We start from the raw sequence: 24013 nt of genomic DNA on the forward strand, positions 1-24013 counted from the left end.
TCAATTGCGCTGGCTGCTGGGTGTATTGCTGATCCTGCTGGTGTTACTGCAATATCGCCTGTGGATTGCCGATGGCAGCATTGCCGAGCAGCATCGCCTGCGACAGCAGGTAAAGGAGTTCAATCAGGTAAACGAGCAACTTCGCGCGCGCAACGCCGTGCTGGAACGGGAAGTGCTGGAACTACAGACTGGAAACGCCGGCGTGGAACAACGAGCGCGCGAGCAACTTAACCTGGTCAGGGAAGGGGAGACCTTCTACCAGGTTGAAGGAGCCGAGCTGGATTCGTCGTCCGGCGCAGGACAGGCAGTCGAGGATTCCCGGTGAGTGTCGGCCTGCATGGTGTGATACCGGCCGCCGGTATTGGCTCGCGCATGGGTGGGTCCACGCCCAAGCAATATCTCAACCTGAACGGAGAGACATTACTGGAGCACAGCTTGAGGGCATTGCTGGCGGTGCCCGGCATGCAGTCGGTAACCGTGGCGCTACACCAGGCAGACCGTTTTGCAGGCAGCCTGGCCCTTTTATCTGATGACAGAGTGAACACTGTAATCGGCGGTGCCGAGCGCGCTGATTCCGTGCTGGCAGCGCTACATGCGGTGCCTGGCGGCGCCGGGGACTGGGTGCTGGTGCACGACGCGGCGCGGCCCTGCCTGCAGCAGGCTGATGTACTGCGGTTGGTGGAGCATGCGGTGTCACGGGGGGAGGGTGGTATCCTCGCTGAGCGGGTGTGCGATACTGTGAAACTGGCGGATTCATCTGGCCACGTGGAGAAGACCCTTGATCGGAGCCGCCTGTGGCGGGCACAAACGCCCCAGATGTTCCGCCTCGGTGAATTGACGCAGGCTCTTGAGGCCGTGATTGCCCGGAATTTGCCCGTGACCGACGAGGCCTCGGCAATGGAGTGTATGGGTTACGCGGTAAACCTGGTTCCTGGCTCTGCCAGCAATTTAAAAGTGACGTTGCCGGACGACCTGGACCTGGCGGCCTGGTATCTGTCACGAGCGGAAGGACTCGAGTGAATATACGTATTGGCCATGGCTACGATGTCCATCGTTTTGGCGAGGGCAATGCAATAACCCTGGGCGGGGTAACCATAGCGCATCATATGGCGCTGTTGGCGCATTCGGATGGTGATGTGCTGATTCACGCTATCTGTGATGCCCTGCTGGGTGCTATCGCCGCCGGCGATATAGGTGGACACTTTCCGGACAATGACCCGGACAATGCGGGTATCGACAGCCGCGTGTTGTTGCGCAGGGTGATGGGGCAGGTGCAGGAGCAGGGCTATGCACTGGGGAACCTGGATGCAACCCTGGTGGCCCAGGCGCCGCGGATGGCTCCGCACATCGCCTCCATGCGTGCCAATCTTGCCAGCGACATGTCGGCGCAACTATCCCAGGTCAGTATCAAGGCGACGACTACCGAAAAGCTGGGTTTCGCCGGCAGGGAGGAGGGTATTGCCGCCCACGCGGTGGTACTGCTGCAAGTCGTAGACAATTGATGCGCGAGTGGCCCACTGCTGCTGGCGCTACAGTTGCCAGTGCAGTGCTGCGCAGTCAGCCGGAAGACTTCCGGGTTGACGAAGAGCTGGGATTCGAACCTGAGGGTGAGGGCGAACACGTCTTTCTCCGCCTGCAAAAACGCTGCCTTAATACAGCTGAGCTGGCGCAACGCCTGTCGTCGCTCAGTGGCATTCATCCTCGGGATATCGCCTTCTCCGGCATGAAAGACCGGAACGCGGTAACCCGGCAGTGGTTCAGCGTGCGCATGGCGGGGCGCCCGGAGCCCGATTGGCAGCAGCTGGAGTCCGCAGGTGACGTGCAGGTGCTGGCGGCACGGCGCCACCGTCGTAAACTGAAACGCGGCGTCCACCGCAGTAATCGTTTTACCCTGGTGCTGCGAGAGCTGCAGGGCGATCGTGAGGATCTGGAGCAGCGGCTACGGCTGCTACGCAGTGTGGGGGCTCCCAATTACTTCGGGCCCCAGCGTTTCGGTCGCGACGGGGGCAATCTTGCTCAGGCGACCCGTTTACTACAGACAGGTACCCGGCGCCTGTCGCGACAGAAGCGCAGCCTGTTGTTGTCCGTACTAAGGGCCCAACTGTTCAACTCACTGCTGGCGGACAGGGTAATCCGTGGCGATTGGAACCATGTCCTCGCCGGCGATACCTGTATCTTGCAGGGCACCCGCAGTCAATTTCTCTGCGAGCTGCCTGATGCGGAAATCGCCCAGCGTTGCCGCAGTGGTGATCTGCACCCCGCACTGCCCCTCTGGGGTAGAGGGCTGGAGAACCGGCACGATGCTTCAACCCATCGCTGGCGTGAGGTACTGGCCGATCAGCTGGCTATTGGTGAGTTCCTGTCGCAGCAGGAACTGGATCTCGGATGGCGTCCCGCGCGACTCATCCCTGATGACTTTTGCTGGCACTTTTGTGATGATGACAGCCTGCAACTAGAGTTTTGCCTGGGCGCCGGCTGTTACGCTACAGCGCTGCTGGCAGAGTTCGTTCGCTACACCGAGTAGCGAGCATAATTATAGAGAATGAACGGGACGTGTTTGGAGTGGTAACAGCAGTGAACAGGGCAGACCTGAATGGCATCGGGATGACATCGCGGCGGACTCGCGAACGTCTGATACAGCGTCTGGTCGACCAGGGGATAGATAACCAACAGGTGCTCGACACGATCCGGATCACACCGCGTCACCTGTTTCTGGATGAGGCGATGGCGCACCGGGCCTACGAGGATGTCGCCCTGCCCATAGGCTTTCAGCAAACGCTTTCGCAGCCCTATATCGTCGCGCGGATGACGGAACTTCTGTTGGAGGGCGGCGCGCCGGAAAGGGTGCTTGAAATCGGTACCGGCTCTGGCTACCAGACCGCGATTCTGGCCCAGCTGGTGACTGAAGTGTTCAGCGTAGAGCGCATCAAGCCACTGCAACAGAAGGCGCGCCAGCGCATGCGCCAGCTGAAGCTGCGCAACGTACAGATGAACCATGCTGACGGCGGCCTGGGTTGGCCCGAACGGGGACCATTTGACGGGATACTTGCCGCCGCCGCACCGGAGCGCATCCCCGAGGAGCTACTGCAGCAGTTGGCTCCGGGTGGGCGCCTGGTAATTCCAGTAGGGGGAGAAACCCAGCATCTACACGTTGTGGATCGCACCCACGAAGGGTTCGAAACCACAGTGGTGGAAGCGGTACGGTTTGTGCCACTTCGTCCCGGCACGGTGCGTTAGTTCGATGAGCGCCATGGGCGTGTTTGTGCGCGGTTTGCTGATGGGTGCCGCAGATATAGTACCCGGCGTGTCTGGCGGCACTGTGGCATTTATCACCGGTATTTACGACACCTTGTTGAGCAGCATCCGTGCGGTGGACCTGCATTTTGCGCGATTGCTGTTGCAGGGTGATATTCGTAATGCCTGGGAGCATGTCAACGGTGCCTTCCTGCTGGCGTTGCTGGCCGGTATCGGCACCAGCATTTTTTCACTCGCCCGCATTATCTCCTGGCTACTGGAGAATCATCCGGTACCCCTCTGGGCGTTTTTTTTCGGCCTTATACTGGCGTCAGCGCTGGTACTGCTGCGACAGGTGGAAACCTGGACGGCGCCTCGTAGTCTCTCCCTGGTGGTCGGCATGGCAATTGCCGTGACCATCGCCCTGGCACCGGTGGTCAATCTGGACTTTGGTCTGCCGGGTGTATTTCTCTCGGGCTTTCTGGCCATTTGCGCGATGATTCTGCCCGGTATCTCGGGGAGCTTTATCCTGGTCCTGCTGGGCATGTACGGCACCGTACTGGCCGCACTGAAGTCACTGGATCTCGGTTTTATCCTGGTCTTTGGCGTGGGTGCGGCTGCGGGTCTGATGTGTTTTTCCCGCCTGCTGCACTACCTTCTCCACCGCTTCCATGAGGGGACTATGGCCTTGCTCACTGGCTTTCTGTTTGGCTCATTGCTTGTGGTCTGGCCATGGAAGCGCGTACTGGTCTGGGTCGAGGGGAGTCACGGTCAACTCAAGCCCGCACAACAGCTGCCGGTGTCGCCAATTGACTTTACGGTGGCCACTGGTCACGACGCTCAAATTGCACTCTGCGTTGGGCTGATGCTGGCTGGTTTTATGCTGGTCTGGTTTATTGATACACGCTGGGGCAGGGCAGAGCGAGCCCGACAGCCCGCCTGATCATGGGGCCCTCGTCGGCTCGGGACCAGGATGCCCGGAAAGCGGCAGGTACATTTAAACTTCTCCTATTTGCTGTTTTAGCTCTGCTGATGGTGGCTTGCGCAGGCAGCCCACCTGCGCCTGTGGAGGATCGGCAGTATGGCGGCGCCAGCCCGGGGGCCGGCTACAGGGTGCAGCAAGGCGATACCTTGTACTCTATTGCATTCCGGTATGGACTGGACTATCGGCGCCTGGGCGCAGCAAACGGGATATCTGCTCCCTATACAATCTATCCCGGGCAGCGGTTGCGACTGAGCCAGGCTGATATTCCGAAAACCGCCAGCAGTAGTGCGACGCGCAAAGAGAGTGCCACTGCGGTCCCGCCGTCCCCGGGTGTTGCTCCTGCTTCCCCTGTTCTCAAGCCTCCACCCCAGACGCCTAAAAAAGCCCCTGCATCGAAACACACGCAAACTGCAGTCGTCTCCAGGCCCGTGGCCAATGCGCCGGTGAAAGCGTGGCGGTGGCCAAGCAGTGGCCCCGTGGTGCGGCGTTACTCCGCGACGGTGCACAAGGGTATAGACATTGGCGGCAAGCGGGGTGACCCGGTGCAGGCGGTAGCAGCGGGGCAGGTTGTGTACGCCGGTAACGGCATCGTCGGCCTCGGTGAGTTGATTATCGTCAAGCACAATGAGTTGTACTTGAGCGCCTATGGGCATAACGATCGCCTGCTGGTCGCCGAGGGTGCGGTGGTGCAGGCAGGTCAACGTATCGCTGAAAAAGGCAGCAGTGGTACTGATTCGGTGAGGCTGCACTTCGAGATACGCAAAGAGGGGAAACCCATCGACCCCCTGCGATTGCTGCCCAGGCGCTAGCATCTGCAGTGGCGTGAAACGCCTCCACAGACCACGGGCAGGGCACTATGATAGCCAATGCAAGTTTTTGCATAGCAGCTTGTAATTGGTCTTGCGGTTGGGTTAGTCTAATCGGCCGTTCAGGAAATACTCTCAGAAGAATCACAAAAATGATGAGATATCTCCGCGGGACTGGATCGTGCGCAAAGCCCGAAAAGGACCGTTAAACCGGCTCGGGCAGAAGGGGCGGCTATGACAATGAAAAGAGTAAGTCCCGGGGACAGCGGTAGGGAAACCCCGGTTATCAAGCAAACAGGTAACAGCGAATCGCCGGAAAGTCTCAATGACACGAAGCGTTTCGACGAGGCCAAGGCGCGAACCGCGCGCAAGGTTGCCAAATCGCTGGACGTTACCCAGCTCTACCTCAATGAGATTGGCTACTCCCCGCTACTCAGTGCGGATGAGGAGAAACACTATGCTCGTCTCGCCCGATCGGGGGATGATGCCGGTCGCAAGAGAATGATCGAGAGCAACCTGCGCCTGGTAGTGAAAATCTCCAGACGCTACATCAATCGCGGCCTCACCCTGCTGGACCTGATCGAAGAGGGCAACCTCGGCCTGATTCGCGCAGTCGAAAAATTTGACCCCGAGCGCGGGTTCCGCTTTTCCACCTACGCGACCTGGTGGATCAGGCAAACCATCGAACGGGCTATCATGAACCAGACCCGCACCATCCGTCTGCCCATACACGTGGTGAAGGAACTCAATGTATACCTGCGGGCGGCCCGGGAGCTGACGCAGAAGCTGGATCATGAGCCCACTGCGGAAGAGATTGGCGACATGTTGGACAAGCCTGCCGCTGACGTTAAGCGCCTGCTTGGTCTCAATGAGCGGGTAACCTCTGTGGATACACCGGTGGGTCCCGATTCAGACCGGTCGGTGGTCGACACCATCGCTGATACCCACGAAAGTGATCCCTCGCAGTTGCTCCAGGATTCGGATATCCGCGAGAGCATTTCGGCCTGGCTTGATGAACTCAGTGAGAAACAGCGCGAGGTCGTTTCCCGCCGTTTTGGTCTGCGTGGATATGAAAGCAGTACGCTGGAGGAAGTGGGTCGTGAGATTGGCCTGACCCGGGAGCGGGTGCGCCAGATCCAGGTCGAGGCGCTCAAACGCCTGCGCAGTATCATGGAAACCCAGGGACTCAGCGGCGAGTCGCTCTTCAGCTGATTAGCCCTCCTGCAAGCCGGTAACCGGGCTCCCTGCTTCGGTTGCCCGGTTGTCCTCACCCCCGTCTCGCCATCGCTTTCTTCCCAGGTTAACCTGCGCGATGCCTGCCCTTCAGCACCGGTAATCGCCCCCGGGCGCCCATATAATCACTTTTGCTGTTTTTTGCCGTCAGCCACTCTGGTGACTGTGTCCGTGTCGTCATCCTGCTGGCCCCGGCGCGTGCGGCCCGCTATGCTGAACCGCTGTATGAGTGCTAGTTCGCTGCAGACGTAAACGGGGAGAGTAAAATGGGTGACGCGCAAAGGCCGCTGGAAGGGATCAGGGTCATTGAGATGGGGCAATTGCTGGCGGGCCCTTTCACCGGCACGATACTGGCCTATTTTGGTGCTGAGGTGATTAAGGTAGAGCCCCCAGGCGGCGACCCCATCCGCGGCTGGCGCCTGGTTAAAAACGGTACTTCACTGTGGTACCGCAGCCTGGGTAGGAACAAGAAGAGCGTGACGCTGGACCTTAAAGCAGCGCGCGGACAACAGTTGGCCAAAGAACTGATCAACACCGCGGATGTGGTGGTGGAGAATTTCCGCCCCGGTTTGATGGAAGAGTGGGGTATGGGCCCCGGGGACCTGAAAATGGATAACCCAGGTCTCATCTACGCCCGTATTTCCGGTTACGGCCAGGATGGTCCTTATGCAGAAAAGCCCGGCTATGCGTCGGTTACGGAAGGCTTCGGCGGTTTTCGTTATATAAATGGTCAGCCAGGCGAACCGCCCATACGCACTAACATCAGCATGGGAGATACGCTGTCGGCGATTCACGCGGCACTGGGCATTGCGTTGGCGATTATCCAGCGCAGCAAGCCGGGGGGTGAAGGACAGGTGATTGATGTTGCTCTTTATGAGTCCATCTTTAACCTGATGGAAGGTATCGTCCCCGAATACGATGGCGGAGGAGTGATTCGCGAGCCCTCTGGTACCACGGTAACCGGTATTGTCCCTACCAACACCTACCGCTGCGACGATGGAAAGTATGTGGTCATTGGAGGCAATGGCGATTCCATCTTCAAGAGACTGATGACCGTAGCGGGGCGTTCAGACATGGCAGAAAACCCGGAGCTTGCGGACAATGCTGGGCGGGTTGTCCATGAGGCGCAGATTGATCGCGTAATCGCCGATTGGTGCGCCGTGCACTCTTCCACGCACATCATCGATGTATTGGAAGAAGCACGTGTGCCGGTGGGCCCGATCTATAACGTGGAGGATATGATAAACGACGAACACTATAAGGCTCGTGGCATGTTCGAAACCGTTGAAGTAGACGGTGAGCCGCTGAAAATCCCCGCCATTTTACCGAAGATGCGCGGTACGCCAGGTCGCACTCTCTGGCCTGGAGGTGATATTGGCAGCCACAACGAGGAAGTGTTGCAGGGTATTCTGCAACTCGATGACAAGGCGCTGGCGCAGCTGCGACAGGAGGGCGTTATCAGTGATTGATCGATCAGTTGGCCTCCAGGTTCTATTCTCCGGGCAGTCCTCGTTGTCGCGATGGATTGCCGTGGTATTTCCCGCTGTCGCGGTTTATTCTGCGTGACGAACTTTTCTGCTCCAGATTACTGAGGTATTTTCATGTTTCGATTTGTACTGTTGCTGCTTTCGGCGATAACACTAAGCAGCACCGCAGCGTCGGCTCAGCAGCCACTGCGCCTGATGGCCAATACATCCCCTCCGTATGCAGATGAGAAGCTACCCGCACGTGGGCTGGCTCTTGAATTGGTAGAGCATGTGTTTGCCTCAACCGACATCACCGCGCAGATAACGATCGAAAATTGGTCGCGCGCTCTTGAGGGTGCGCGCATTGGTGTTTATGACGGCCTTGCCACTGCCTGGTACGCAAAAGAGAGGGAGCAGGATTTGTTATACAGCAAACCTTATCTGCAGAGCCGATTGATCGTTCTCCAGGCCCGTGCCAACCCAGGTCGTTACACCGCCCTGAGTGACCTGTCTGGCGCCCGGCTCGGTGTACGTGCAGATTATGCTTATGGCGTTGACCTGGCTGCGGTGCCCGGTCTGGTACTGGTAGAGGAGAATCACCTTGTCCAGAACTTGTTGAACTTACTCAACGGTCGGGTTGACTTTGTGATCGGCGATCAGCGCACCATCAATCAGCAACTGCACGAATATCTTAACGACAAGGTCAGCCAATTCACCGTCAGTGCAATTGAGTTGCCTGCGGTGGCCAGGCATGTGGCGGTAAGCCGTGAGCTGGAGGGTCACGAGAGTGTTATCTCCGCATTCAATTCTGCACTCGAGGCTGCTGAAAAAGATGGCAGTCACCAGGCCATAGTCAGTAAGTGGGATGAACGTTACGGCGGTAGTGGCCGGTAGGGGCTGTAGTCTGCGCTTGCCACAGGATCGAATCACAGTTGCAGTGATGCACGCGCCGTAGCACAGCCGCTGCGTTGTTCAGCCTTCGAAAATAAAAAGAAGGGCGCCGAAGCGCCCTGAGGGGAGGGGACCTGTGTTGCAATTGATACGCCCCCAGGCCCAGTGCGGTTCACTGTTGGCGAGTACAAATTTCCTGTTCGTTGAAATTCAGTCGATCGTGCGCTGAGGGCGGCCGCGCTGTGGCGGTTGACGGACTGTAGTTTGATCAGCCTGTGGTTGTACCACGCGACCCGGCAGACGGTCGCGCTCCAGGGGCCCCTGCCGCTAACCTGCTTGACCTGTACGCCAGGTGCAGAACGCGACGCCTACTGGTTTCCTTTTTCCTGACCGCGCCCTGTGGCGACGCTGGGAAAGCCCATCATCGAGTCGATTTGCTCGTTGCCGCTGACGTGTTCGATGATGCGGTAGAGAATACCCGCTGCTGAACCATTGACCAGTGCATCGGCGATGATTTCGTCCGTGTCTACCGCCTCGGCATTGCGCAGAAGTTTAGCGAATGCGCGAGTGTAGTTGTTAGCGTGGCGGGTCCTGATCGCTGTTCCAAAGAAAATTTCGCGCAGTGCCTCAGGGTCGTCGCGGCGATTAACGGCCAGCGCGATCATTTTACGGATGAACCAGGAAGGGTCTCCGTTTGCAGACTGATTGCGCTGATCTGCGAACTCCTCTCCACTTATTTCTCCACTCCCCGTAGGCCCACAAACCGACATGTAGTGAAAGCCCGCGATGCCCCCCAACTGCGCTTGTACCAAATCATGGAGTTTGAAATAGGAGTCACGTTGAGAATGTACTTCCAGCCTGCGCGCGCTGCGTTCCTGGATTGAGATCGCCCTCGTATTCGCGGTGATTTCCTTTTGCTGCATGAAGTGACCGATCACCAGCCAGAGGAATGCGAGGGGAGCGAAGGCGCCCTCGAGAAAACTGCCGATGTCTGCGGTGGCAAGATGAACGAAATTGTTCCAGCCTACCACCCGCAAGAGGTAGATGAGCCCGGTAGTGATCCAGGTCAGGGTGACGGCAAGCCCAAAGGCGATACGCCAGTCCATATTCAGCAGGCCGGATGGTTTGCTTTCATCTTCCATAGCCTGTCTCTCCCCTTGCTGGATAGTGCCTCGAATTGCGCTAAAGAACTGTTAGCCAAATCGCATGCAGTATGCCGGGAAGCCACATAAGGAGGCAGAGCAGCACGTTGATAACCAGGTCTTTGCCGGCTCCATTTTTGAGATAGACGGCTAGCGGTGGCAGGAGAATTGATACAATTAACGCTACGATTTTATTATCCATTTTGCTCCCAGATGCGGTGGCTTTTTCGAACTATTAATATACCGGTCAGCGCAGCCCTGCGCCATGTCGAAAATCGCTGGGCGAGCAACCGTGCCAGCGTCTAAACGCCCGGCGAAAATTGGCGCTGTCATGATAACCCAGAAGTGCGGCGATGGATTCGACGCTAAAGCGTTCGTCGCGCAGGTGTCTGGCAGCCATTTCTGCGAGGATATCGTCACGTATGCGCCTATAGCCACTCCCTTCTCGCTGCAAGCGCCGGGCCAGCGTGCGTTTCGATACGAAAAGTGAGCGCGCGACCTGCTCCTCGCTGACGCTGTTTATTGGCTGTGCGAGGAGGAAGCGTTTAACCCGGTCAGTCATCGACAGTGCATTGGCCGGTGTTTGCGCCAGTAGACTGGCACACATCTCCCGCGCCGCAGCATAGGAATCGGCATCACCCGAAGGGTTCAACTCCTCCAGTAGCGATGCCGGAATTAGCAGTTGGCTGCTTGGGCAATCAAAATCGATGCTGGCGTCAATGTAGTCGGGATACAGCGCGTGGTAGTGTGGTCTGGGAAACTCAAAGCGCGCCCGTGCGTCGGTCAGCTTTCTGCCCAGGAATGAGGCCACCAGTGCCTGTATCACCAACACAAAAGACTCCAGCAGCATCTTTCGTTCTTCCTGGCTGGCTTCCAGCAAGATCTCCAGAGAACATATCAGCCGGTCCTCCCTCTCCTGCAGTTCCAATTGCACGAATGGAATTCGCAGCGGCAAGAAGTCGCGCAATGATTGCAGGGCGGTGCGCAAGTCCGGACTGGAGAGTGCGAGATAACCAAGCGGGCCGTGCGCGGAGGGTTGCAGTTGCTGTCCAAGTCGCAGCCCGAAGTGGGCTGAGTGATCCATTGCCTTGGCGTTGGCCAGTACCTGCAACTGCTGACGGCCGGTCAACCGGCTTTCGTCGCCTGCCAGCAGTATGTCAGACGGCAGACCCGTGCCCCGCAGCAAGCGGGGCAGGTCCCGTTCCTGGAGGCCCAACACGCGGGCAACAATTCGTGAGTAACTGCTGGGGATAAAAAAGCAGTCGCCATCTTCTTTCATCGAAATTTACCGGATCACGTCATCAGCTCTATTGTCTTTTAATGACTCCCCGGTGTCAAAAAATGACCTCCTTCAGTAGCCGTTAGTGGGTAGACTGTCCCTACTTAACATGAGGAATAGATTAATGCCGCGTATAACCCTGATTGAATTCAATGGCACAGATCACACCATCGAAGCGGAGGTTGGCAAATCCCTGATGCTCAACGCCATTGATAACCAGGTACCCGGCATCGATGCGGATTGCGGGGGCGCCTGCGCCTGCGGCACTTGTCACGTTTTCGTTGAACCGGCGTGGCAGGAGGCGGCAGGGGAGTCAAATCCGCTGGAAGGCGCCATGCTGTCAATGCGGCCGGACCAGTCTGATGTTTCTCGCTTGAGTTGCCAGATCGAAGTCACTGAAGCCATGGACGGTATGGTTGTGCGCCTGCCTGAGTACCAGATGTAATCGAATAGACCCGGGAGAAAATAGTATGAATCACATCGCCACGCCAACGTCGGCTTCCGCTCCTCTTGACCAGATTGACTTCAGTGACCCCTGCCTGCTGCGCGACGACACCTGGCACGATTATTTCGCCCGCTTGCGGGATGAGTCGCCTGTTCACTATCAGGCGGAGAGCCCCTTCGGGCCGTTCTGGTCTATTACCCGCTTTGAAGACATCGTTGCCGTGGACAGCAACTTCAAGGACTTTTCCTCTGAACCAACAATTCTGATTGGTGACATTTCCGATGATCTGCCGGCTGAGATGTTTATTGCCATGGATCCCCCCAAGCACGACGTCCAGCGCAAGGCAGTGCAGAGCGTGGTGGCGCCTAAGAACCTCGCGGAGATGGAGGTGCTGATTCGCACTCGAGTCTGCGACATACTGGACGGATTGCCTGTTGGTGAAACGTTCGATTGGGTGAGCGATGTCTCCATTAATCTCACCACTCAGATGTTGGCCACTTTATTCGACTTTCCTTTCGAGGAGAGGCATAAGCTGACGTATTGGTCTGACATTGCCGCCGGAACAGCGGAGATGACCGGGGGTGATGTGGATCCTGAGGAGCGACTTCAGGGGTTGATGGATTGCCTGGAGACCTTTACCCGCCTCTGGCATGAACGCAAGGCGAACCCCGGCGACAGTTTTGACCTGATTAGCCTGCTGCAACGCGACCCGAATACCGCGGATATGGTGGATCGGCCGATGGAATATCTTGGGAACCTGATGCTGTTGATTGTGGGTGGTAATGACACCACGCGCAATTCAGCGACTGGTGGAGTGCTGGCGCTTAACCTCTTTCCTGAGCAATATGACAAACTGCGAGCGGATCAAAGCCTTATTCCCTCCATGGTGTCAGAAATAATTCGCTGGCAGACACCTTTGGCGCACATGCGACGCAGGGCTACCCGCGACCTGGAATTCGGCGGGCAGCAAATCAAGAAAGACGATAAAGTGGTGATGTGGTACATGTCTGGGAATCGCGACGAGCGTGCCATTGCCAACCCGGATGAGTTCATCATCGACCGCGAGAATCCACGGCACCACATTTCCTTTGGCTTCGGTGTGCACCGCTGCATGGGCAACAGGCTCGCAGAGATGCAACTGCGCATTCTCTGGGAGGAGATCATGCGGCGCTTCAAATTCGTCGAGGTGATGGGCGACCCCGTGCGCGTCAATTCCAATTTCGTCAAAGGCTATGAGAGTCTTCCTGTTCGCGTGCACCCTCTTTAAAACAGCCCTTGTCTTAAGTTATATCGGCTGGACTGTCTATATCTGTGAAGATGCCGGTATCTGTTAGTGCAACCCGGACAATAGCATTTTCGTTCCGGCCAATGACTTGCCGCGCGCCACGATCTCCTGTCAGTGCAGCCAGTTCGGTAAAGAACTCGCGGCTGAAGCCAACGGGATGACCTGTAGAGCCGTTACATTGCGGCAGCGTGATTGTGCCCGGGCAGAGTGCTTCTGCGACAGCGCGGTAGCTGGCAGGTTGAATGTGCGGCATGTCGCCCAGTGCAATCAGCACACCATCCTCCTGCTTAACCCGCTCCAATCCCTGGGCCAGTGTGTGTCCCATGCCGCGGTAGGCGAGCGAGCAAAGCAGGGTTTGGGCGCCCAGGCTTTGAAGTGCACCGGCCAGTTCCTCGTCCGAAGGCCGTAAACAGACCATTACTGGCAAACCACTGGCCAGGGCCTGTGCAGTGGTGCGTTCCAGGATCGTAGTTCCATCGGGAAGCAGGGCCCGTCGCTTGTCCCTGCCAAAACGTCTGGAAGTGCCTGCGGCGAGCAGCAGAATGGTGACGTTCAAGATGCGTTCATCCGGGGGCTGCTGTGCGGGCGATTGCGCGACCCCGCGTTCCCGTGGTCCAGGGGGGCTGCGCTGGCTACTGTGCAACGATTCAGGGGCATAAAAAAGCCCCGACAGAGCGGGGCTTTTGCTGGAAGCGCGTGGCTCAACGCTGCAGTAACTCCAGCTTGTTAGGCTTGCCTTTCCACTCCTCGGCATCGGGCAGCGCGTCCTTCATCTCGGTGATGCAGGGCCACACCTCAGCAAGCTCGGCGTTTAACTCCAGGAATACCTGCTGATCCTCCGGTAATTCGTCCTCGGAAAAAATTGCGTCGATGGGGCACTCGGGTTCGCACAGCGCACAGTCTATGCACTCATCGGGGTGGATAACGAGAAAGTTGGGCCCCTCATAGAAACAGTCTACCGGACAGACTTCCACACAATCTGTGTGCTTACAATTGATACAATCTTCGCCTACAACAAATGTCATGCTTTACCTGCCTCTTGGATGATGCCGCTCATATGCGGCGCTAAGTTTACCCGCAAGGCCAGCCGATTTGAAGGGGTCGTGAAGGGGTAACTGGCCCGTGGAACGTATGCTTCTGCCGCTATATTCATCAGTTGTGTGACATCTTCGAATGGTCCTTTGGGGAGTGATCCATTATGGAACCGTTCTCTGTTGGCGCCATCCCCGGGGCTTTGTGCCTGAGGTGTTCGCCATGTGCGGTGACCAGGTAAATTGTCCAGATACCGGAAAGAACCAGCATCGCCGCAATAAACAGTTTCAGACCTCTGCGGCGCAGAAAGCCCTGCAATTTATCGGCTCCCAGACTGACGGCCAGCATGGCCGGCAAGGTGCCCAGCCCGAAGCAGAACATCAGGCTGGCGGAGCCCAGTGCACTCTGTGCCGTAGCCGACCAGGCCAGGGCAGAATAAATCAGCCCGCAGGGCATCAGCCCCCAACACAGGCCCAGTGCCAACCCCTGCATTGGGTTGCGTATTGGCAGGAAACGCGCGGAAAAACGCTGCACCGGTTGCCAGAGTTTACTGCCAGCACGTTCAAGGATTTTTATACCCTGCCACCAATTGGCAACCGACAGTCCCATGCCAATCAGCAGAATCCCTGCCAGGTAGCGCAGGGCAATAGTCCAGGACACCAGGTCAATGCTGCCCGCGATCAGGCCCAGCAAACCACCCAGCAAGGTGTAACTGAATATGCGACCACTGTGATAGGAGAGAGTCAGCGGCAGCGAGCGGTGTTGCCCCAGATTCAGCGCCGCTGCAATACCGCCACACATGCCCAGGCAGTGGCCGCTGCCGGCCAGGCCCAGGGCGAACGCAGTCAGTAATACCGGTTCGTTCACGATTCGTCTTTGCTCCTGTCGGGGTTTTCTTCGGCCTTGATATGCTCGTCCTGCTCCGGGGCCAGGATGCGCCAGGCCTCCTTATCGAGGTCGTCGTATTGGCCGTCATCAATGGCCCAGAGCAGTAACTTGATGCCAGCGGCCACGAACACCAGGGCGACGGGAATAAGTAGGTAGAGACTGTCCACAGCGATATTGGCCCTCTCAGCGTGGCTTTCGATTCAACCGCAGCGAATTTGCAACCACCAGCAGTGAACTCAAAGACATGCCGATTGCCGCAGCCCATGGCGGTATATAACCCATAGCCGCCAGCGGTATGGCGCTGAGATTGTAACCCAATGCCCAGGCGAAATTTTGCACGATTATGCGCCGACAGGCCCTGGCCTGGCGCCAGGTGCTGGTGACCGCCGTGAGGTCGCCGCCGACGACGACGAAATCTGCCTGGGTGCGGGCGAGGTCTGTGGCACCGGCAACCGCGAAGGAGGCATCGGCCAGGCTCAGTACAGGCGCATCGTTGAGTCCGTCACCCACCATGCTGACTACATAACCGGCCTCCTGCAGGGCCTGCACATGCGCCATCTTCTGTTGTGGTTCCAGCCCAATGTTTACCGTGTCCATACCAAGTGTCTTCGCCAGCAGGGTCCCCTGAAGAGAATTGTCTCCGGTAAGCAGGCCAACGAGCAGGCCGTTGTGTCGTGCCTCATCGATAACAGCGGCGGCTTCGGGACGCACACTGTCGGTGAGTCCAATCCAGGCCAGAGGTCGGTGTTCGTCACATAGCGCGACCCAGTAGAGCGGTGCAGATGGGGCGGGAGGTAGCTGTGGGCAGAGTACGCGACAAAACCCCTCGCTCCCCATTCTGTAGCGAAGGCCCTGTTGTTCTCCACTTAGTCCCTGGCCCACGTGATACTTCACGTTATCGATGTCCGCTGTACCGGAAATATCGTTGAAAGCCTGACTGATGGGGTGGTTTGACCAGCGCTGCAGGCTACTGGCAATGGCGAGCACCTGTGCCTCCGTCTGGTCCACCAACAGTTCTACGCGGGACAGGGTCAGTTTGCCTGCGGTCAATGTTCCGGTTTTATCAAAAAACAGGTGAGTCGTTCGCGCAAGCGCCTCCAGGGCATTTTCGCCCCGTACGATGACGCCCCGGCCACGCAGGGCGCTGGCGGCTGAGGTCAATGCGGCGGGTGTGGCCAGTGCCAGGGCGCAGGGACAACTGATCACCAGTACCGACAGTGCGACCCACAGAGCGCGGGAGGGGTCAATTTGCATCCATATCAGAGCGGTGGCTGAGGTGACCAGCAGAACCCCGGCGACAAACCAGGAAGCGACCCGGTCTGCCAGGCGGGCCAGCCTTGGTTTTTCAGTCTGCGCGACTTCCACTGACTGTTGTAAAGCCGCAAGGCGACTCTCCAGGTATGTGCACAATACCCGTGCTTCCAGGGCTGCCTCGACATTGACGGTACCGGCAAATACAGTGTTTCCCGCAACAACTGCCCGGGGCAGATGTTCGCCGTTGAAGGTGTCCTCGCGCACGGCACTGGCGCCATCAGTAATTTCGGCGTCCACTGGAATCGTCTCACCGGGACGCAACAAGACGATGTCACCGGCCGCAACCTGGGTCCTGGGCACGGTTACCCACTGGTCTTTACGCCGGCAGCTGACAGCATCGGGTAGCGCGCTCTCAGCATCGAACCAGGTCATGCTGTGCCTCTGCCGTACCCTGGATTCCATAAAGCGACCCAGCAGCAGAAAGAAAGTAAACATGACCACTGAGTCGAAATAGACCTGTCCGGTGCCTGTGATTGTTGCCCAGGCACTGGCGAGCCAGGCCAGGCCGATAGCGAGGGCAACAGGCAAGTCCATTACCAGTACGCCCTGTTGCAGGTGTCGCCAGGCGGTACTGAAAAAGATGCCGGCTGAGTAATACACCACAAAGCTTGAGACCAGCAGGCTGAATCCGCGCAGCAACCCCTGATATTGCTCCTCAATACCCTGTATGTCACCGGCATGCAGGGCGACGGCAAACATGCCAACCTGCATCATACCGAATCCGGCTACGCCAAGACGCCTCAGGTCGCGTCGATAATCTGACGCGTTCTGCTCGCGTTGGGTGCTGGCCTGGAAAGGGCGGGGACGGTAGCCCAGCGATTCGACGCGGGAAAAGATCTCACTGAGTTTTATCTTTTCCGGGTCAAAACGGACATCCAGTCGATTTTGCTGCAGGTTTACCAGTGCGCTATGCACACCGGTTATTGGCTCCAGCGACTGTTCGATAAGCCAGGTACAGGCGGCGCAAGTGATGCCACCGAGCAACAGGCGCGCGGTCACTGAACCGTCTGCCTCTTGCTGAGAGAAACGCTGCGCCATTTCTGCGTCGTCATAAATCAGGTACTGGTCGTTGAGTTGGAACTCAGCGTCGACTGGGCGCTCGCTATAAGCAGTGCGTTGTTGGTAAAAATTCTCCAGGCCGTTGGCCGCAATCAGGCCGGCTACCGCGCGGCAACCCGGGCAGCACATTGCCCGGGACTCGCCGCCAATCTCTATCTCAAAACGGGCGCCGTGAGGAACGGTCTCGCCGCAGTGATAGCAGGGGCAGGGGCCATCATCGGCGGCCGCGCGCGGTTCAGCCACCGCCTGGTGCGCTGAAAGCATCGGAGGTGATGGACCCGTCCAGGCGCCAGGTCTGTGCGCCCTCATCAAACAGGGCCCAGTGCCAGCGTTCGGCAACGGAGGCGCTCAGGCGACCGCGGTATTCACCGGGAACGCTTTTGACCAGTACAATCTGGAAGTCCTGGTTGGACTCCAGTGGATGCGATAGTAAGAGCGTCAGTCGTTCCGCGGTAACCGGACCATCGGTACGTACGATGACCTCGTCGCCGGTGATGGCAAGGTTAGCGACGATACCCAGGTCGGTGGCCCGCTGCTTCTTCTCCAGCCTGCGATTAATTGCCAGGCCTTCCTTGTAGTATTCGTCGACAACCAGATCGTCAGCACCTTCGTGGGCGATGAATACCATGTTGATACCGGCCACTACAACAAAAGCAGGCAGCGCGATCAGGAACCATGGCCAGAACTGCTTGTACCATGGCTGTGTGTCCTCACGCGGGAGGTGCTTGCTCATAAACGGTCCTACAGCGGCTTGATAAAGCGGGATTCATGAATAATCTGCAGGGACTCTCTGTCCGTTGCCTGGGCGCGGAAATCAAACTCGGTACTGGGCTTTTGCAAGTCCTCTGGTGCTACCCTGACCCTGAGGTTGATGGAGCGAACTTCGCCGCCGTTCAACTCGTGCCGGGTTTCACCGATCACCTCGCCCTGGTCCAGCCCCTCGATACTAATGTCGAAAACGTGGCTTTGCGGGTCCATGTTGACTAACTGCAGGGTGTAGATGTTATCAATCGCGCCTGTGTCTGTCGTTACATAGAGCTGGTTTCTGTCGCGGATGATAGTCAGCTCCAGAGGAATTCGCGAGAACATGTTATAGGAAAAAACACCCACCATGACAGCGAGGACTACAACATAGCCAATGATGCGTGGGCGCAGCCAGTGGGTGGTACCGCCGGCGAGCTCATTCTCACTGGTATAGCGCACCAGGCCGGGATCGTAGCCCATCTTGTCCATCACCGAGTTGCAGGCATCCACGCACAGTGCGCAACCGATGCATTCATACTGCAATCCGTCGCGTATATCGATGCCGGTAGGGCAAACCTGCACACACAGTTCGCAATCGATACAGTCGCCCAGACCCAGTTGCCCGGGGTCAGCCGTCTTTTTCCGACTGCCACGGGGATCACCCCGGAGTTTGTCGTAGGAGACGATCAGCGTGTCCTGATCGAACATGACCGACTGGAAGCGGGCATAGGGGCACATGTACTTGCACACCTGCTCACGCATATAACCGGCGTTGATATAGGTCGTCACGGTAAAGAACAGGGTCCAGAATAGCCCCCAACCGGCGATCTGCAGTGTGGCGATGTCTCTAACCAGGTCCTGCATGCCATAAAAGTACCCGACAAAGCTCAGCCCGGTCATAAAGGCGATGAACAGCCAGCCAGCGTGCTTCATGAACTTGCGCGTGAATTTGGCCGTGGACATGGGCGCTTTGTCCAACTTGATACGCTGGTTGCGGCTCCCCTCCGTTTTCTGCTCCACCCACATGAACATAGTGGTCCAAACGGTCTGGGGGCAGGTATAGCCGCACCAGATGCGCCCGGCGAACGTGGTGATGGCAAACAGCGAATAGGCCGCTATGATCAACAGGAACGCCAGCATGGGGAAGTCCTGGGGCCAGAAGGTGAGTCCCAGAATGTGAAACTTGCGTGCCGGAAGGTCGAAGAGCACGACCTGTTGCCCATTCCAGCTTAGCCAGGGGAGCAAAAAATAGCCCAGCAACAGCGGCCAACCGGTGTATAGCCGGACTTTCTGGAAAAAACCTTCTACCTTGCGCGTGTAGATACGCTCGCGTTTCTGGTACAGGTCTACTTCAGCAACCTCGGCGGGCGCGACTTCCTGAAGATCGATCAGATCCTTATTCGTCTCAGACATAGTATTTGCACACCTGGAGTGTTTGAAAAAGGGGCCCCGGGCGAGGCCCCGTTACAGCTAGGGGAAAACCAGTAATCTTTTTACTGGGTCAGGCCATACACGTACGCAGTTAGAATGTGGATCTTGTCCTCGCTGAGCGTGTCGTTGAATGCTGGCATCACACCGTTACGGCCTGCACGCAGGGTATGACTGATCTGCTCTGTACTGCCACCATACAGCCAGATGCCGTTGGCCAGGTTCGGGGCGCCCAGCGCATGGTTTCCCTTGCCGTCGGCCCCGTGACAGGCAGCACAATAAGTCTGATAGTGCTTTTCACCTGCTTTCGCCATCCCATCGTCAACATCGCGCCCGCTCAGGGACTGCACATAGGCGGTGGTTTCGGTGATGCCCTGATCGCCCAAAATGCTGCCCCAGGCTGGCATTGCCGCCATGCGGCCGTTGATGAGCGTGGCTTTGATCGCCTCGGGTGTGCCGCCATAGAGCCAATCGTCATCGGTGAGGTTGGGGAAACCATAGGCGCCCTTGGCGTCACTGCCATGACACTGCGCGCAGTTGTTGGAAAACATCCGCATACCCATCTTGCGCACGGCCGGGTCTGTTGCGATTTCTTCTACTGGCAGAGCCAGATAGCGGTCGCGCATATCACGGAATTTCGCATCAGCGGCGGCGACTTCCCGGTCGTGCTGGTCTATCTGGGTCCAACCCAGCACGCCGGGGTAGTTGCCCATACCCGGGTACACGATCAGATAGCCAATCGCGAAAATAATGGTGATCACGAACATCATGAACCACCAGGCGGGAAGAGGGTTGTTATATTCTTCGATGCCATCGTAGACATGGCCGGTGGTATTGCCTTCTGTATTCTGGTCCTGGGTGCGGTTCGCGAACAATACCCATGTCACCAGAATAATGGTGATCGCAGTGAGGACGATTACCCACATACTCCAGAAACTAGTCATTCCTATCTTCCTCCTGCATGGTGCGACGATTCAGCTCTTCATCTGCAAATGGCAGGTTGGCGGCTTCATCAAATGATTTTTTACGTTTGCTGTTGTAGGCCCAGAAACACATCCCGATGAATGTCACCAACAGGAAGACGGTGCTGAAACCTCTGAGGTCATTGATATCCATAAGGTATTAGCGCCTCGTTTGCAGTAGGGTGCCCAACTGCTGTAAATAGGCAATCATGGCATCGATTTCTTTCTTGCCTTCCACCGCAGCCTTGGCACCGGCGATGTCTTCGTCAGTGTAGGGGACGCCTACTGCGCGCAGGGCGGCCATTTTCTTGCCAGTTAATTCGCCTGACAGTTCTTTATCAAACAACCAGGGGAAGGCGGGCATGTTTGATTCGGGCACTACATCGCGCGGGTTATACATATGTGCGCGGTGCCAGTCGTCGCTATAGCGCTTGCCGACGCGGGCGAGGTCCGGGCCGGTGCGCTTTGAGCCCCAGAGGAAGGGGTGGTCGTAGACGAATTCCCCCGCAACTGAATAGTGGCCATAGCGTTCGGTTTCGGCTCGCAGGGGGCGAATCATCTGCGAATGACAGGTATTACAACCCTCGCGAATATAGATGTCGCGGCCCTCCAGCTCAAGCGCCGGCAGCGGCATGAGTCCAGCGATAGGTTCGTTGGTCTCCTTGGCAAACATCAGGGGTACCAGCTCTACCAGAGTGCCAAAGCTCAGGGCAATGACAATGCCGATCATCATCAGGCCGACATTGGTTTCGATTGCTTCGTGTTTCATTTTTCTGTTGCTCCTCAGGCTGCGCTGGCTGCGGCAGGTGCCGGTTGGGCTTCAACGTCTTTACGGGCGGTCATGTAAACGTTGTAGGCCATCACCAGCATGCCGGCGAAGAAGATTGTGCCACCCAGTACCCGCACCACATAACCCGGATAGGAGGCCGCTACGGATTCTACAAAGTTGTAGGTGAGCGTTCCGTCCTGGTTGTAGGCGCGCCACATCAGGCCCTGCATAATGCCGTTGACCCACAAGGCAGCGATGTACAGTACGGTGCCGATGGTGGACATCCAAAAATGTACGTTGATCAGGTCGGTGCTGTACATGCGCTCTCTGCCGAACAGGATGGGGAAGAGGTGGTAGAGGGAGCCGATGGAAATCATCGCGACCCAGCCCAGCGCGCCAGAGTGTACGTGACCAATGGTCCAGTCGGTATAGTGCGACAGGGCGTTCACGGTCTTGATAGACATCATCGGACCTTCGAAAGTGGACATACCATAGAAGGAAAGGCTGACCACCAGGAAGCGCAGGATGGGGTCGGTGCGCAGCTTATGCCAGGCGCCGGACAAGGTCATCATGCCGTTGATCATGCCACCCCAGGAAGGCGCCAGCAGGATCAGGGACATCACCATGCCCAGGCTTTGTGCCCAGTCGGGCAGGGCGGTGTAGTGCAGGTGGTGTGGACCGGCCCAGATGTAGACGGCCACCAGCGCCCAGAAGTGCACAATAGACAGACGATACGAGTAAACCGGACGCTCGGCCTGCTTGGGTACAAAGTAGTACATCATGCCCAGGAAGCCTGCAGTCAGGAAGAAACCCACCGCGTTATGCCCGTACCACCACTGCACCATGGCGTCGACAGTGCCCGCATAGACGGAGTAGGACTTGAATGCACTAACCGGTATGGCGGCGCTGTTGAGCAGGTGCAGAATCGCGACGGCGATGATGAACGAACCCAGGAACCAGTTGGCCACATAGATGTGCTTGACCTTACGCTTCACCAGTGTGCCGAAGAAAACGACCGCGTACGACACCCAGACGATGGTAATCAGGATGTCAATCGGCCACTCCAGCTCTGCATATTCCTTGCTTGAGGTTAGCCCAAGAGGCAGGGTGATCGCAGCACTGACGATGACTGCCTGCCAACCCCAGAAGGTGAAGGCTGCCAGTTTGTCTGATATCAGGCGAGCCTGGGTTGTGCGTTGCACGATGTAGTAAGACGTTGCGAATAGCGCACAACCGCCGAAGGCAAAGATCACTGCATTGGTATGCAGCGGCCGCAGTCGGCCGAAGTGCAGCCATTCCAGGCCAGGGTTCAGCTGGGGCCAGGCCAGCTGGGCGGCGATTATCACGCCCACCAACATGCCCACGATGCCCCAAACAACGGTCATGATTGCAAACTGGCGTACCACCTTGTAATTGTAGGTGGGATGTTCCAGTGCTGAGTTAAGCTCGCTCATGGTTTCATTCCAAAGTCAGATTTCAAAAAACAACAAAATCGCTCAGGCCGTGAGGCCTTGCCATTAATCGGTGAAGGATGGTGCTGCACCAAAGTCCCAGAGGATGACCGCACCCACCATCAGGCAAATGAGGATTACCATGGCAACGCCCATCACCGCGCTGGAAAACAGGAAACCCCGCTCTTCGGGGATGTTCATCACTATGGGGATGCCCAGGTACATCAGGTAGACAGCCCAGCAAACGGCGACAATCCCGATTAGCAGGTCCAGCCAGAGAATAGGGTAGAAGCCAACCGCCCCGAACAGGAACAGCGGTGTAGCTGCCAGCGAAGCGATGATGATGCCCTTGGCGATAGTGGATTCAGCACCATAGGTGTCAGACATCCAGTGGATGAAATAGCCGATGGCTGCCAGGCAGACCACCTGCGTCAGGTAAAACAGAACGCATATGGTCATCGCGCTGTCTTTGGTCAATTTGATATGCTCGCCGTCACCGACGGCCCAGCCTACATGCGTAGTGCCCCAGTACCAGGCAACCGCAGGGATGATCGCCAGAATCCACGGGTAGATTAACAGCGTCTTGAAGGAACTGTCAGACAGCTCGCTAACGGTCTTCCACTGGGAACTGGGCTTCACTAACAAGCCGAAGGTGTGCTGAATCATTAGAAGATGATCTCCCCAAAAGTTACTCTAATTGTTGTGCGCTCGCATTCTAGATCGTTCAGACCTGACCGCCTTGATGTGCATCAAGTTAGCAGGGTGCTCGACAGGGCAGCCTAGCTTCCCAGGTTCGCCATGCTGCGTAGGCCCGCTGGATCCAGAATCTCTATTTCTTTGTTGTCGACGCGCAGTACCGCCATTTTTTGCATGCGACTGAAAACCCGCGAAACGGTTTCTACGGTGAGCCCTAGGTAGTTGCCGATGTCCACTCGTGACATTGGCAGGCGGAACTGGGTGGCACTGAGTTTGCGCCGGGCGTTACGGCCGGAGATGCTGAGCATAAGTGCGGCAACGCGTTCATCCGCTGAATTTTTGCTCAGCAGAGTGATCAGTTGTTGGTCTTCAGTAATCTCGCGGCTCATTAGCTGGAAGAAATGACGCTGCAGGTTGGGCATCAGGGCGCTGAGCCGCTCCAGGGAGACAAAGGGAATTTCGCATATCGCTGCCGTTTCCAGCGCCTTTGCAGACGACGCGTGGGCGTTATTGCTGATACCATCCATGCCGAGGATTTCCCCGGGAAAGTAGAAGCCGGTTACCTGCTCGCGGCCATCATCGGTGGTTTTGTAGGCCTTGAGTGTGCCTGATCGAACCGCAAAAACGGACTGGAAATGATCGCCTTCGCGATACAGGTGCTGATTCTTTTGCAGGGGTTTGCTGCGTTGGATAATGTCATCCAGTTGCTGGATGTCGTCGCTTTCCAGTGCCAGCGGTAGACAGATGCCGTTGAGGCGACAGTTGCCGCAGTTGACCTGGTAATCGTGGTTGCACGGTTTTACCGCAGCGTCTCCTTGCTGGGCGATATGGATGGTCATACTGCTTCCCCTGAATCAATGCTCAGGCAATTATAGTCGAAAATCCTAATGTGCTGTACATGTGT

The 24013-nt window shown here is 57.3% G+C and carries 28 protein-coding genes; 12 read left to right on the forward strand and 16 right to left on the reverse strand.

Annotated features, from left to right (window positions below):
• Window positions 1-4 precede the first annotated feature (4 nt).
• The 10 genes from C0039_RS14135 to C0039_RS14180 all read left to right on the forward strand — a co-directional run bounded on the left by C0039_RS14135 (window position 5) and on the right by C0039_RS14180 (window position 8618).
• Window positions 5-325: a septum formation initiator family protein gene (locus tag C0039_RS14135; protein ID WP_076001591.1), complete on the forward strand. Its 321-nt coding sequence runs from the start codon at window positions 5-7 to the stop codon at window positions 323-325.
• Entirely contained in the window at window positions 322-1020 is a 699-nt protein-coding gene (gene ispD, locus C0039_RS14140) for a 2-C-methyl-D-erythritol 4-phosphate cytidylyltransferase (RefSeq protein WP_076001590.1), read from the forward strand. Before C0039_RS14135 ends, ispD begins: the two co-directional genes overlap by 4 nt.
• 2 nt (window positions 1021-1022) lie before the next feature.
• Window positions 1023-1502 carry a 2-C-methyl-D-erythritol 2,4-cyclodiphosphate synthase gene (gene ispF, locus C0039_RS14145; protein WP_076002445.1) on the forward strand — a complete coding sequence of 160 codons (480 nt, stop codon included), beginning with the start codon at window positions 1023-1025 and terminating at the stop codon, window positions 1500-1502.
• Window positions 1502-2524, forward strand: a complete 1023-nt coding sequence (gene truD, locus C0039_RS14150; RefSeq protein ID WP_076001589.1) for a tRNA pseudouridine(13) synthase TruD — start codon at window positions 1502-1504, stop codon at window positions 2522-2524. Before ispF ends, truD begins: the two co-directional genes overlap by 1 nt.
• Window positions 2525-2574: 50 nt before the next feature.
• Window positions 2575-3237: a protein-L-isoaspartate(D-aspartate) O-methyltransferase gene (locus C0039_RS14155; RefSeq protein ID WP_076001588.1), complete on the forward strand. Its 663-nt coding sequence runs from the start codon at window positions 2575-2577 to the stop codon at window positions 3235-3237.
• Between the two features lie 4 nt (window positions 3238-3241).
• Complete coding sequence (locus C0039_RS14160) at window positions 3242-4177, forward strand: DUF368 domain-containing protein (protein ID WP_101518418.1); 936 nt, start codon at window positions 3242-3244, stop codon at window positions 4175-4177.
• A gap of 89 nt (window positions 4178-4266) precedes the next feature.
• On the forward strand, window positions 4267-5028 hold the full coding sequence (locus tag C0039_RS14165) for a peptidoglycan DD-metalloendopeptidase family protein (RefSeq protein WP_076002444.1): 762 nt from the start codon (window positions 4267-4269) through the stop codon (window positions 5026-5028).
• 237 nt (window positions 5029-5265) lie between these two features.
• The gene (gene rpoS / locus C0039_RS14170) at window positions 5266-6237 is read left to right on the forward strand and encodes an RNA polymerase sigma factor RpoS (protein WP_076002443.1); all 972 of its coding nucleotides are present in this window, start codon (window positions 5266-5268) and stop codon (window positions 6235-6237) included.
• Between the two features lie 287 nt (window positions 6238-6524).
• Window positions 6525-7727: a CaiB/BaiF CoA transferase family protein gene (locus tag C0039_RS14175; protein ID WP_101518419.1), complete on the forward strand. Its 1203-nt coding sequence runs from the start codon at window positions 6525-6527 to the stop codon at window positions 7725-7727.
• A gap of 132 nt (window positions 7728-7859) precedes the next feature.
• On the forward strand, window positions 7860-8618 hold the full coding sequence (locus C0039_RS14180) for a substrate-binding periplasmic protein (RefSeq protein WP_101518420.1): 759 nt from the start codon (window positions 7860-7862) through the stop codon (window positions 8616-8618).
• A gap of 365 nt (window positions 8619-8983) precedes the next feature.
• Here the strand turns inward: C0039_RS14180 and C0039_RS14185 are convergent, their stop codons facing one another.
• The 3 genes from C0039_RS14185 to C0039_RS14195 are packed head-to-tail and all read right to left on the reverse strand — an operon-like array spanning window position 8984 to window position 11036.
• Window positions 8984-9757: a hypothetical protein gene (locus tag C0039_RS14185; RefSeq protein ID WP_101518421.1), complete on the reverse strand. Its 774-nt coding sequence runs from the start codon at window positions 9755-9757 to the stop codon at window positions 8984-8986.
• Between the two features lie 40 nt (window positions 9758-9797).
• On the reverse strand, window positions 9798-9959 hold the full coding sequence (locus C0039_RS14190; protein ID WP_076001583.1) for a YqaE/Pmp3 family membrane protein: 162 nt from the start codon (window positions 9957-9959) through the stop codon (window positions 9798-9800).
• A 45-nt stretch (window positions 9960-10004) separates the two neighbouring features.
• On the reverse strand, window positions 10005-11036 hold the full coding sequence (locus tag C0039_RS14195) for an AraC family transcriptional regulator (RefSeq protein WP_076001582.1): 1032 nt from the start codon (window positions 11034-11036) through the stop codon (window positions 10005-10007).
• Between the two features lie 124 nt (window positions 11037-11160).
• On the opposite strand from C0039_RS14195, the gene C0039_RS14200 reads away from it, so the two are divergent.
• Entirely contained in the window at window positions 11161-11481 is a 321-nt protein-coding gene (locus C0039_RS14200; protein ID WP_076001581.1) for a 2Fe-2S iron-sulfur cluster-binding protein, read from the forward strand.
• Between the two features lie 25 nt (window positions 11482-11506).
• Window positions 11507-12748: a cytochrome P450 gene (locus tag C0039_RS14205; RefSeq protein ID WP_101518422.1), complete on the forward strand. Its 1242-nt coding sequence runs from the start codon at window positions 11507-11509 to the stop codon at window positions 12746-12748.
• Between the two features lie 13 nt (window positions 12749-12761).
• Here C0039_RS14205 and C0039_RS14210 read toward each other — a convergent pair whose 3' ends face one another.
• From C0039_RS14210 to fnr, 13 genes are all read right to left on the reverse strand, one after another.
• Window positions 12762-13322, reverse strand: a complete 561-nt coding sequence (locus C0039_RS14210) for a nucleotidyltransferase family protein (RefSeq protein ID WP_165787141.1) — start codon at window positions 13320-13322, stop codon at window positions 12762-12764.
• Window positions 13323-13467: 145 nt separating this feature from the next.
• Window positions 13468-13791, reverse strand: a complete 324-nt coding sequence (gene fdxA, locus C0039_RS14215; protein WP_076001580.1) for a ferredoxin FdxA — start codon at window positions 13789-13791, stop codon at window positions 13468-13470.
• A 127-nt stretch (window positions 13792-13918) separates the two neighbouring features.
• Window positions 13919-14665, reverse strand: a complete 747-nt coding sequence (locus tag C0039_RS14220; RefSeq protein ID WP_232334814.1) for a sulfite exporter TauE/SafE family protein — start codon at window positions 14663-14665, stop codon at window positions 13919-13921.
• On the reverse strand, window positions 14662-14853 hold the full coding sequence (gene ccoS / locus C0039_RS14225; RefSeq protein ID WP_076001578.1) for a cbb3-type cytochrome oxidase assembly protein CcoS: 192 nt from the start codon (window positions 14851-14853) through the stop codon (window positions 14662-14664). Before ccoS ends, C0039_RS14220 begins: the two co-directional genes overlap by 4 nt.
• 16 nt (window positions 14854-14869) lie before the next feature.
• Window positions 14870-17302, reverse strand: a complete 2433-nt coding sequence (locus C0039_RS14230) for a heavy metal translocating P-type ATPase (RefSeq protein ID WP_076002441.1) — start codon at window positions 17300-17302, stop codon at window positions 14870-14872.
• Window positions 17295-17792: a FixH family protein gene (locus tag C0039_RS14235; RefSeq protein WP_101518424.1), complete on the reverse strand. Its 498-nt coding sequence runs from the start codon at window positions 17790-17792 to the stop codon at window positions 17295-17297. Before C0039_RS14235 ends, C0039_RS14230 begins: the two co-directional genes overlap by 8 nt.
• Window positions 17793-17800: 8 nt before the next feature.
• Entirely contained in the window at window positions 17801-19216 is a 1416-nt protein-coding gene (ccoG, locus tag C0039_RS14240) for a cytochrome c oxidase accessory protein CcoG (RefSeq protein ID WP_076001576.1), read from the reverse strand.
• Between the two features lie 80 nt (window positions 19217-19296).
• Window positions 19297-20175, reverse strand: a complete 879-nt coding sequence (ccoP, locus tag C0039_RS14245; protein ID WP_076001575.1) for a cytochrome-c oxidase, cbb3-type subunit III — start codon at window positions 20173-20175, stop codon at window positions 19297-19299.
• Entirely contained in the window at window positions 20168-20347 is a 180-nt protein-coding gene (locus C0039_RS14250; protein WP_076001574.1) for a cbb3-type cytochrome oxidase subunit 3, read from the reverse strand. The genes ccoP and C0039_RS14250 overlap by 8 nt, the downstream gene beginning before the upstream one ends.
• Before the next feature lie 6 nt (window positions 20348-20353).
• Entirely contained in the window at window positions 20354-20962 is a 609-nt protein-coding gene (gene ccoO / locus C0039_RS14255; protein WP_076001573.1) for a cytochrome-c oxidase, cbb3-type subunit II, read from the reverse strand.
• 14 nt (window positions 20963-20976) lie between these two features.
• Window positions 20977-22416, reverse strand: coding sequence for a cytochrome-c oxidase, cbb3-type subunit I (ccoN, locus tag C0039_RS14260; protein WP_076001572.1), 1440 nt, complete (start codon window positions 22414-22416; stop codon window positions 20977-20979).
• Window positions 22417-22479: 63 nt separating this feature from the next.
• Complete coding sequence (locus C0039_RS14265; protein WP_076001571.1) at window positions 22480-23079, reverse strand: Yip1 family protein; 600 nt, start codon at window positions 23077-23079, stop codon at window positions 22480-22482.
• Between the two features lie 113 nt (window positions 23080-23192).
• Window positions 23193-23948: a fumarate/nitrate reduction transcriptional regulator Fnr gene (fnr, locus tag C0039_RS14270; protein ID WP_076001570.1), complete on the reverse strand. Its 756-nt coding sequence runs from the start codon at window positions 23946-23948 to the stop codon at window positions 23193-23195.
• Window positions 23949-24013 lie beyond the last annotated feature (65 nt).

The organism is Pseudohalioglobus lutimaris, assembly GCF_002866825.1.
In the GTDB taxonomy this organism is placed as follows: domain Bacteria; phylum Pseudomonadota; class Gammaproteobacteria; order Pseudomonadales; family Halieaceae; genus Halioglobus; species Halioglobus lutimaris.

Excerpts from the sequence above, each read along its gene's own strand:
- C0039_RS14175 (WP_101518419.1), top strand. The coding sequence starts at position 6,525 with ATGGGTGACGCGCAAAGGCCGCTGGAAGGGATCAGGGTCATTGAGATG.
- C0039_RS14205 (WP_101518422.1), top strand. The coding sequence starts at position 11,507 with ATGAATCACATCGCCACGCCAACGTCGGCTTCCGCTCCTCTTGACCAG.
- C0039_RS14195 (WP_076001582.1), bottom strand. The coding sequence starts at position 11,036 with ATGAAAGAAGATGGCGACTGCTTTTTTATCCCCAGCAGTTACTCACGA.
- C0039_RS14250 (WP_076001574.1), bottom strand. The coding sequence starts at position 20,347 with ATGGATATCAATGACCTCAGAGGTTTCAGCACCGTCTTCCTGTTGGTG.
- C0039_RS14160 (WP_101518418.1), top strand. The coding sequence starts at position 3,242 with ATGAGCGCCATGGGCGTGTTTGTGCGCGGTTTGCTGATGGGTGCCGCA.
- truD (WP_076001589.1), top strand. The coding sequence starts at position 1,502 with ATGCGCGAGTGGCCCACTGCTGCTGGCGCTACAGTTGCCAGTGCAGTG.
- fnr (WP_076001570.1), bottom strand. The coding sequence starts at position 23,948 with ATGACCATCCATATCGCCCAGCAAGGAGACGCTGCGGTAAAACCGTGC.
- C0039_RS14235 (WP_101518424.1), bottom strand. The coding sequence starts at position 17,792 with ATGAGCAAGCACCTCCCGCGTGAGGACACACAGCCATGGTACAAGCAG.
- fdxA (WP_076001580.1), bottom strand. The coding sequence starts at position 13,791 with ATGACATTTGTTGTAGGCGAAGATTGTATCAATTGTAAGCACACAGAT.
- C0039_RS14200 (WP_076001581.1), top strand. The coding sequence starts at position 11,161 with ATGCCGCGTATAACCCTGATTGAATTCAATGGCACAGATCACACCATC.
- C0039_RS14180 (WP_101518420.1), top strand. The coding sequence starts at position 7,860 with ATGTTTCGATTTGTACTGTTGCTGCTTTCGGCGATAACACTAAGCAGC.
- C0039_RS14265 (WP_076001571.1), bottom strand. The coding sequence starts at position 23,079 with ATGATTCAGCACACCTTCGGCTTGTTAGTGAAGCCCAGTTCCCAGTGG.
- ccoO (WP_076001573.1), bottom strand. The coding sequence starts at position 20,962 with ATGAAACACGAAGCAATCGAAACCAATGTCGGCCTGATGATGATCGGC.
- C0039_RS14185 (WP_101518421.1), bottom strand. The coding sequence starts at position 9,757 with ATGGAAGATGAAAGCAAACCATCCGGCCTGCTGAATATGGACTGGCGT.
- rpoS (WP_076002443.1), top strand. The coding sequence starts at position 5,266 with ATGAAAAGAGTAAGTCCCGGGGACAGCGGTAGGGAAACCCCGGTTATC.
- ccoG (WP_076001576.1), bottom strand. The coding sequence starts at position 19,216 with ATGTCTGAGACGAATAAGGATCTGATCGATCTTCAGGAAGTCGCGCCC.
- C0039_RS14190 (WP_076001583.1), bottom strand. The coding sequence starts at position 9,959 with ATGGATAATAAAATCGTAGCGTTAATTGTATCAATTCTCCTGCCACCG.
- C0039_RS14165 (WP_076002444.1), top strand. The coding sequence starts at position 4,267 with ATGGTGGCTTGCGCAGGCAGCCCACCTGCGCCTGTGGAGGATCGGCAG.
- ccoP (WP_076001575.1), bottom strand. The coding sequence starts at position 20,175 with ATGACTAGTTTCTGGAGTATGTGGGTAATCGTCCTCACTGCGATCACC.
- ccoN (WP_076001572.1), bottom strand. The coding sequence starts at position 22,416 with ATGAGCGAGCTTAACTCAGCACTGGAACATCCCACCTACAATTACAAG.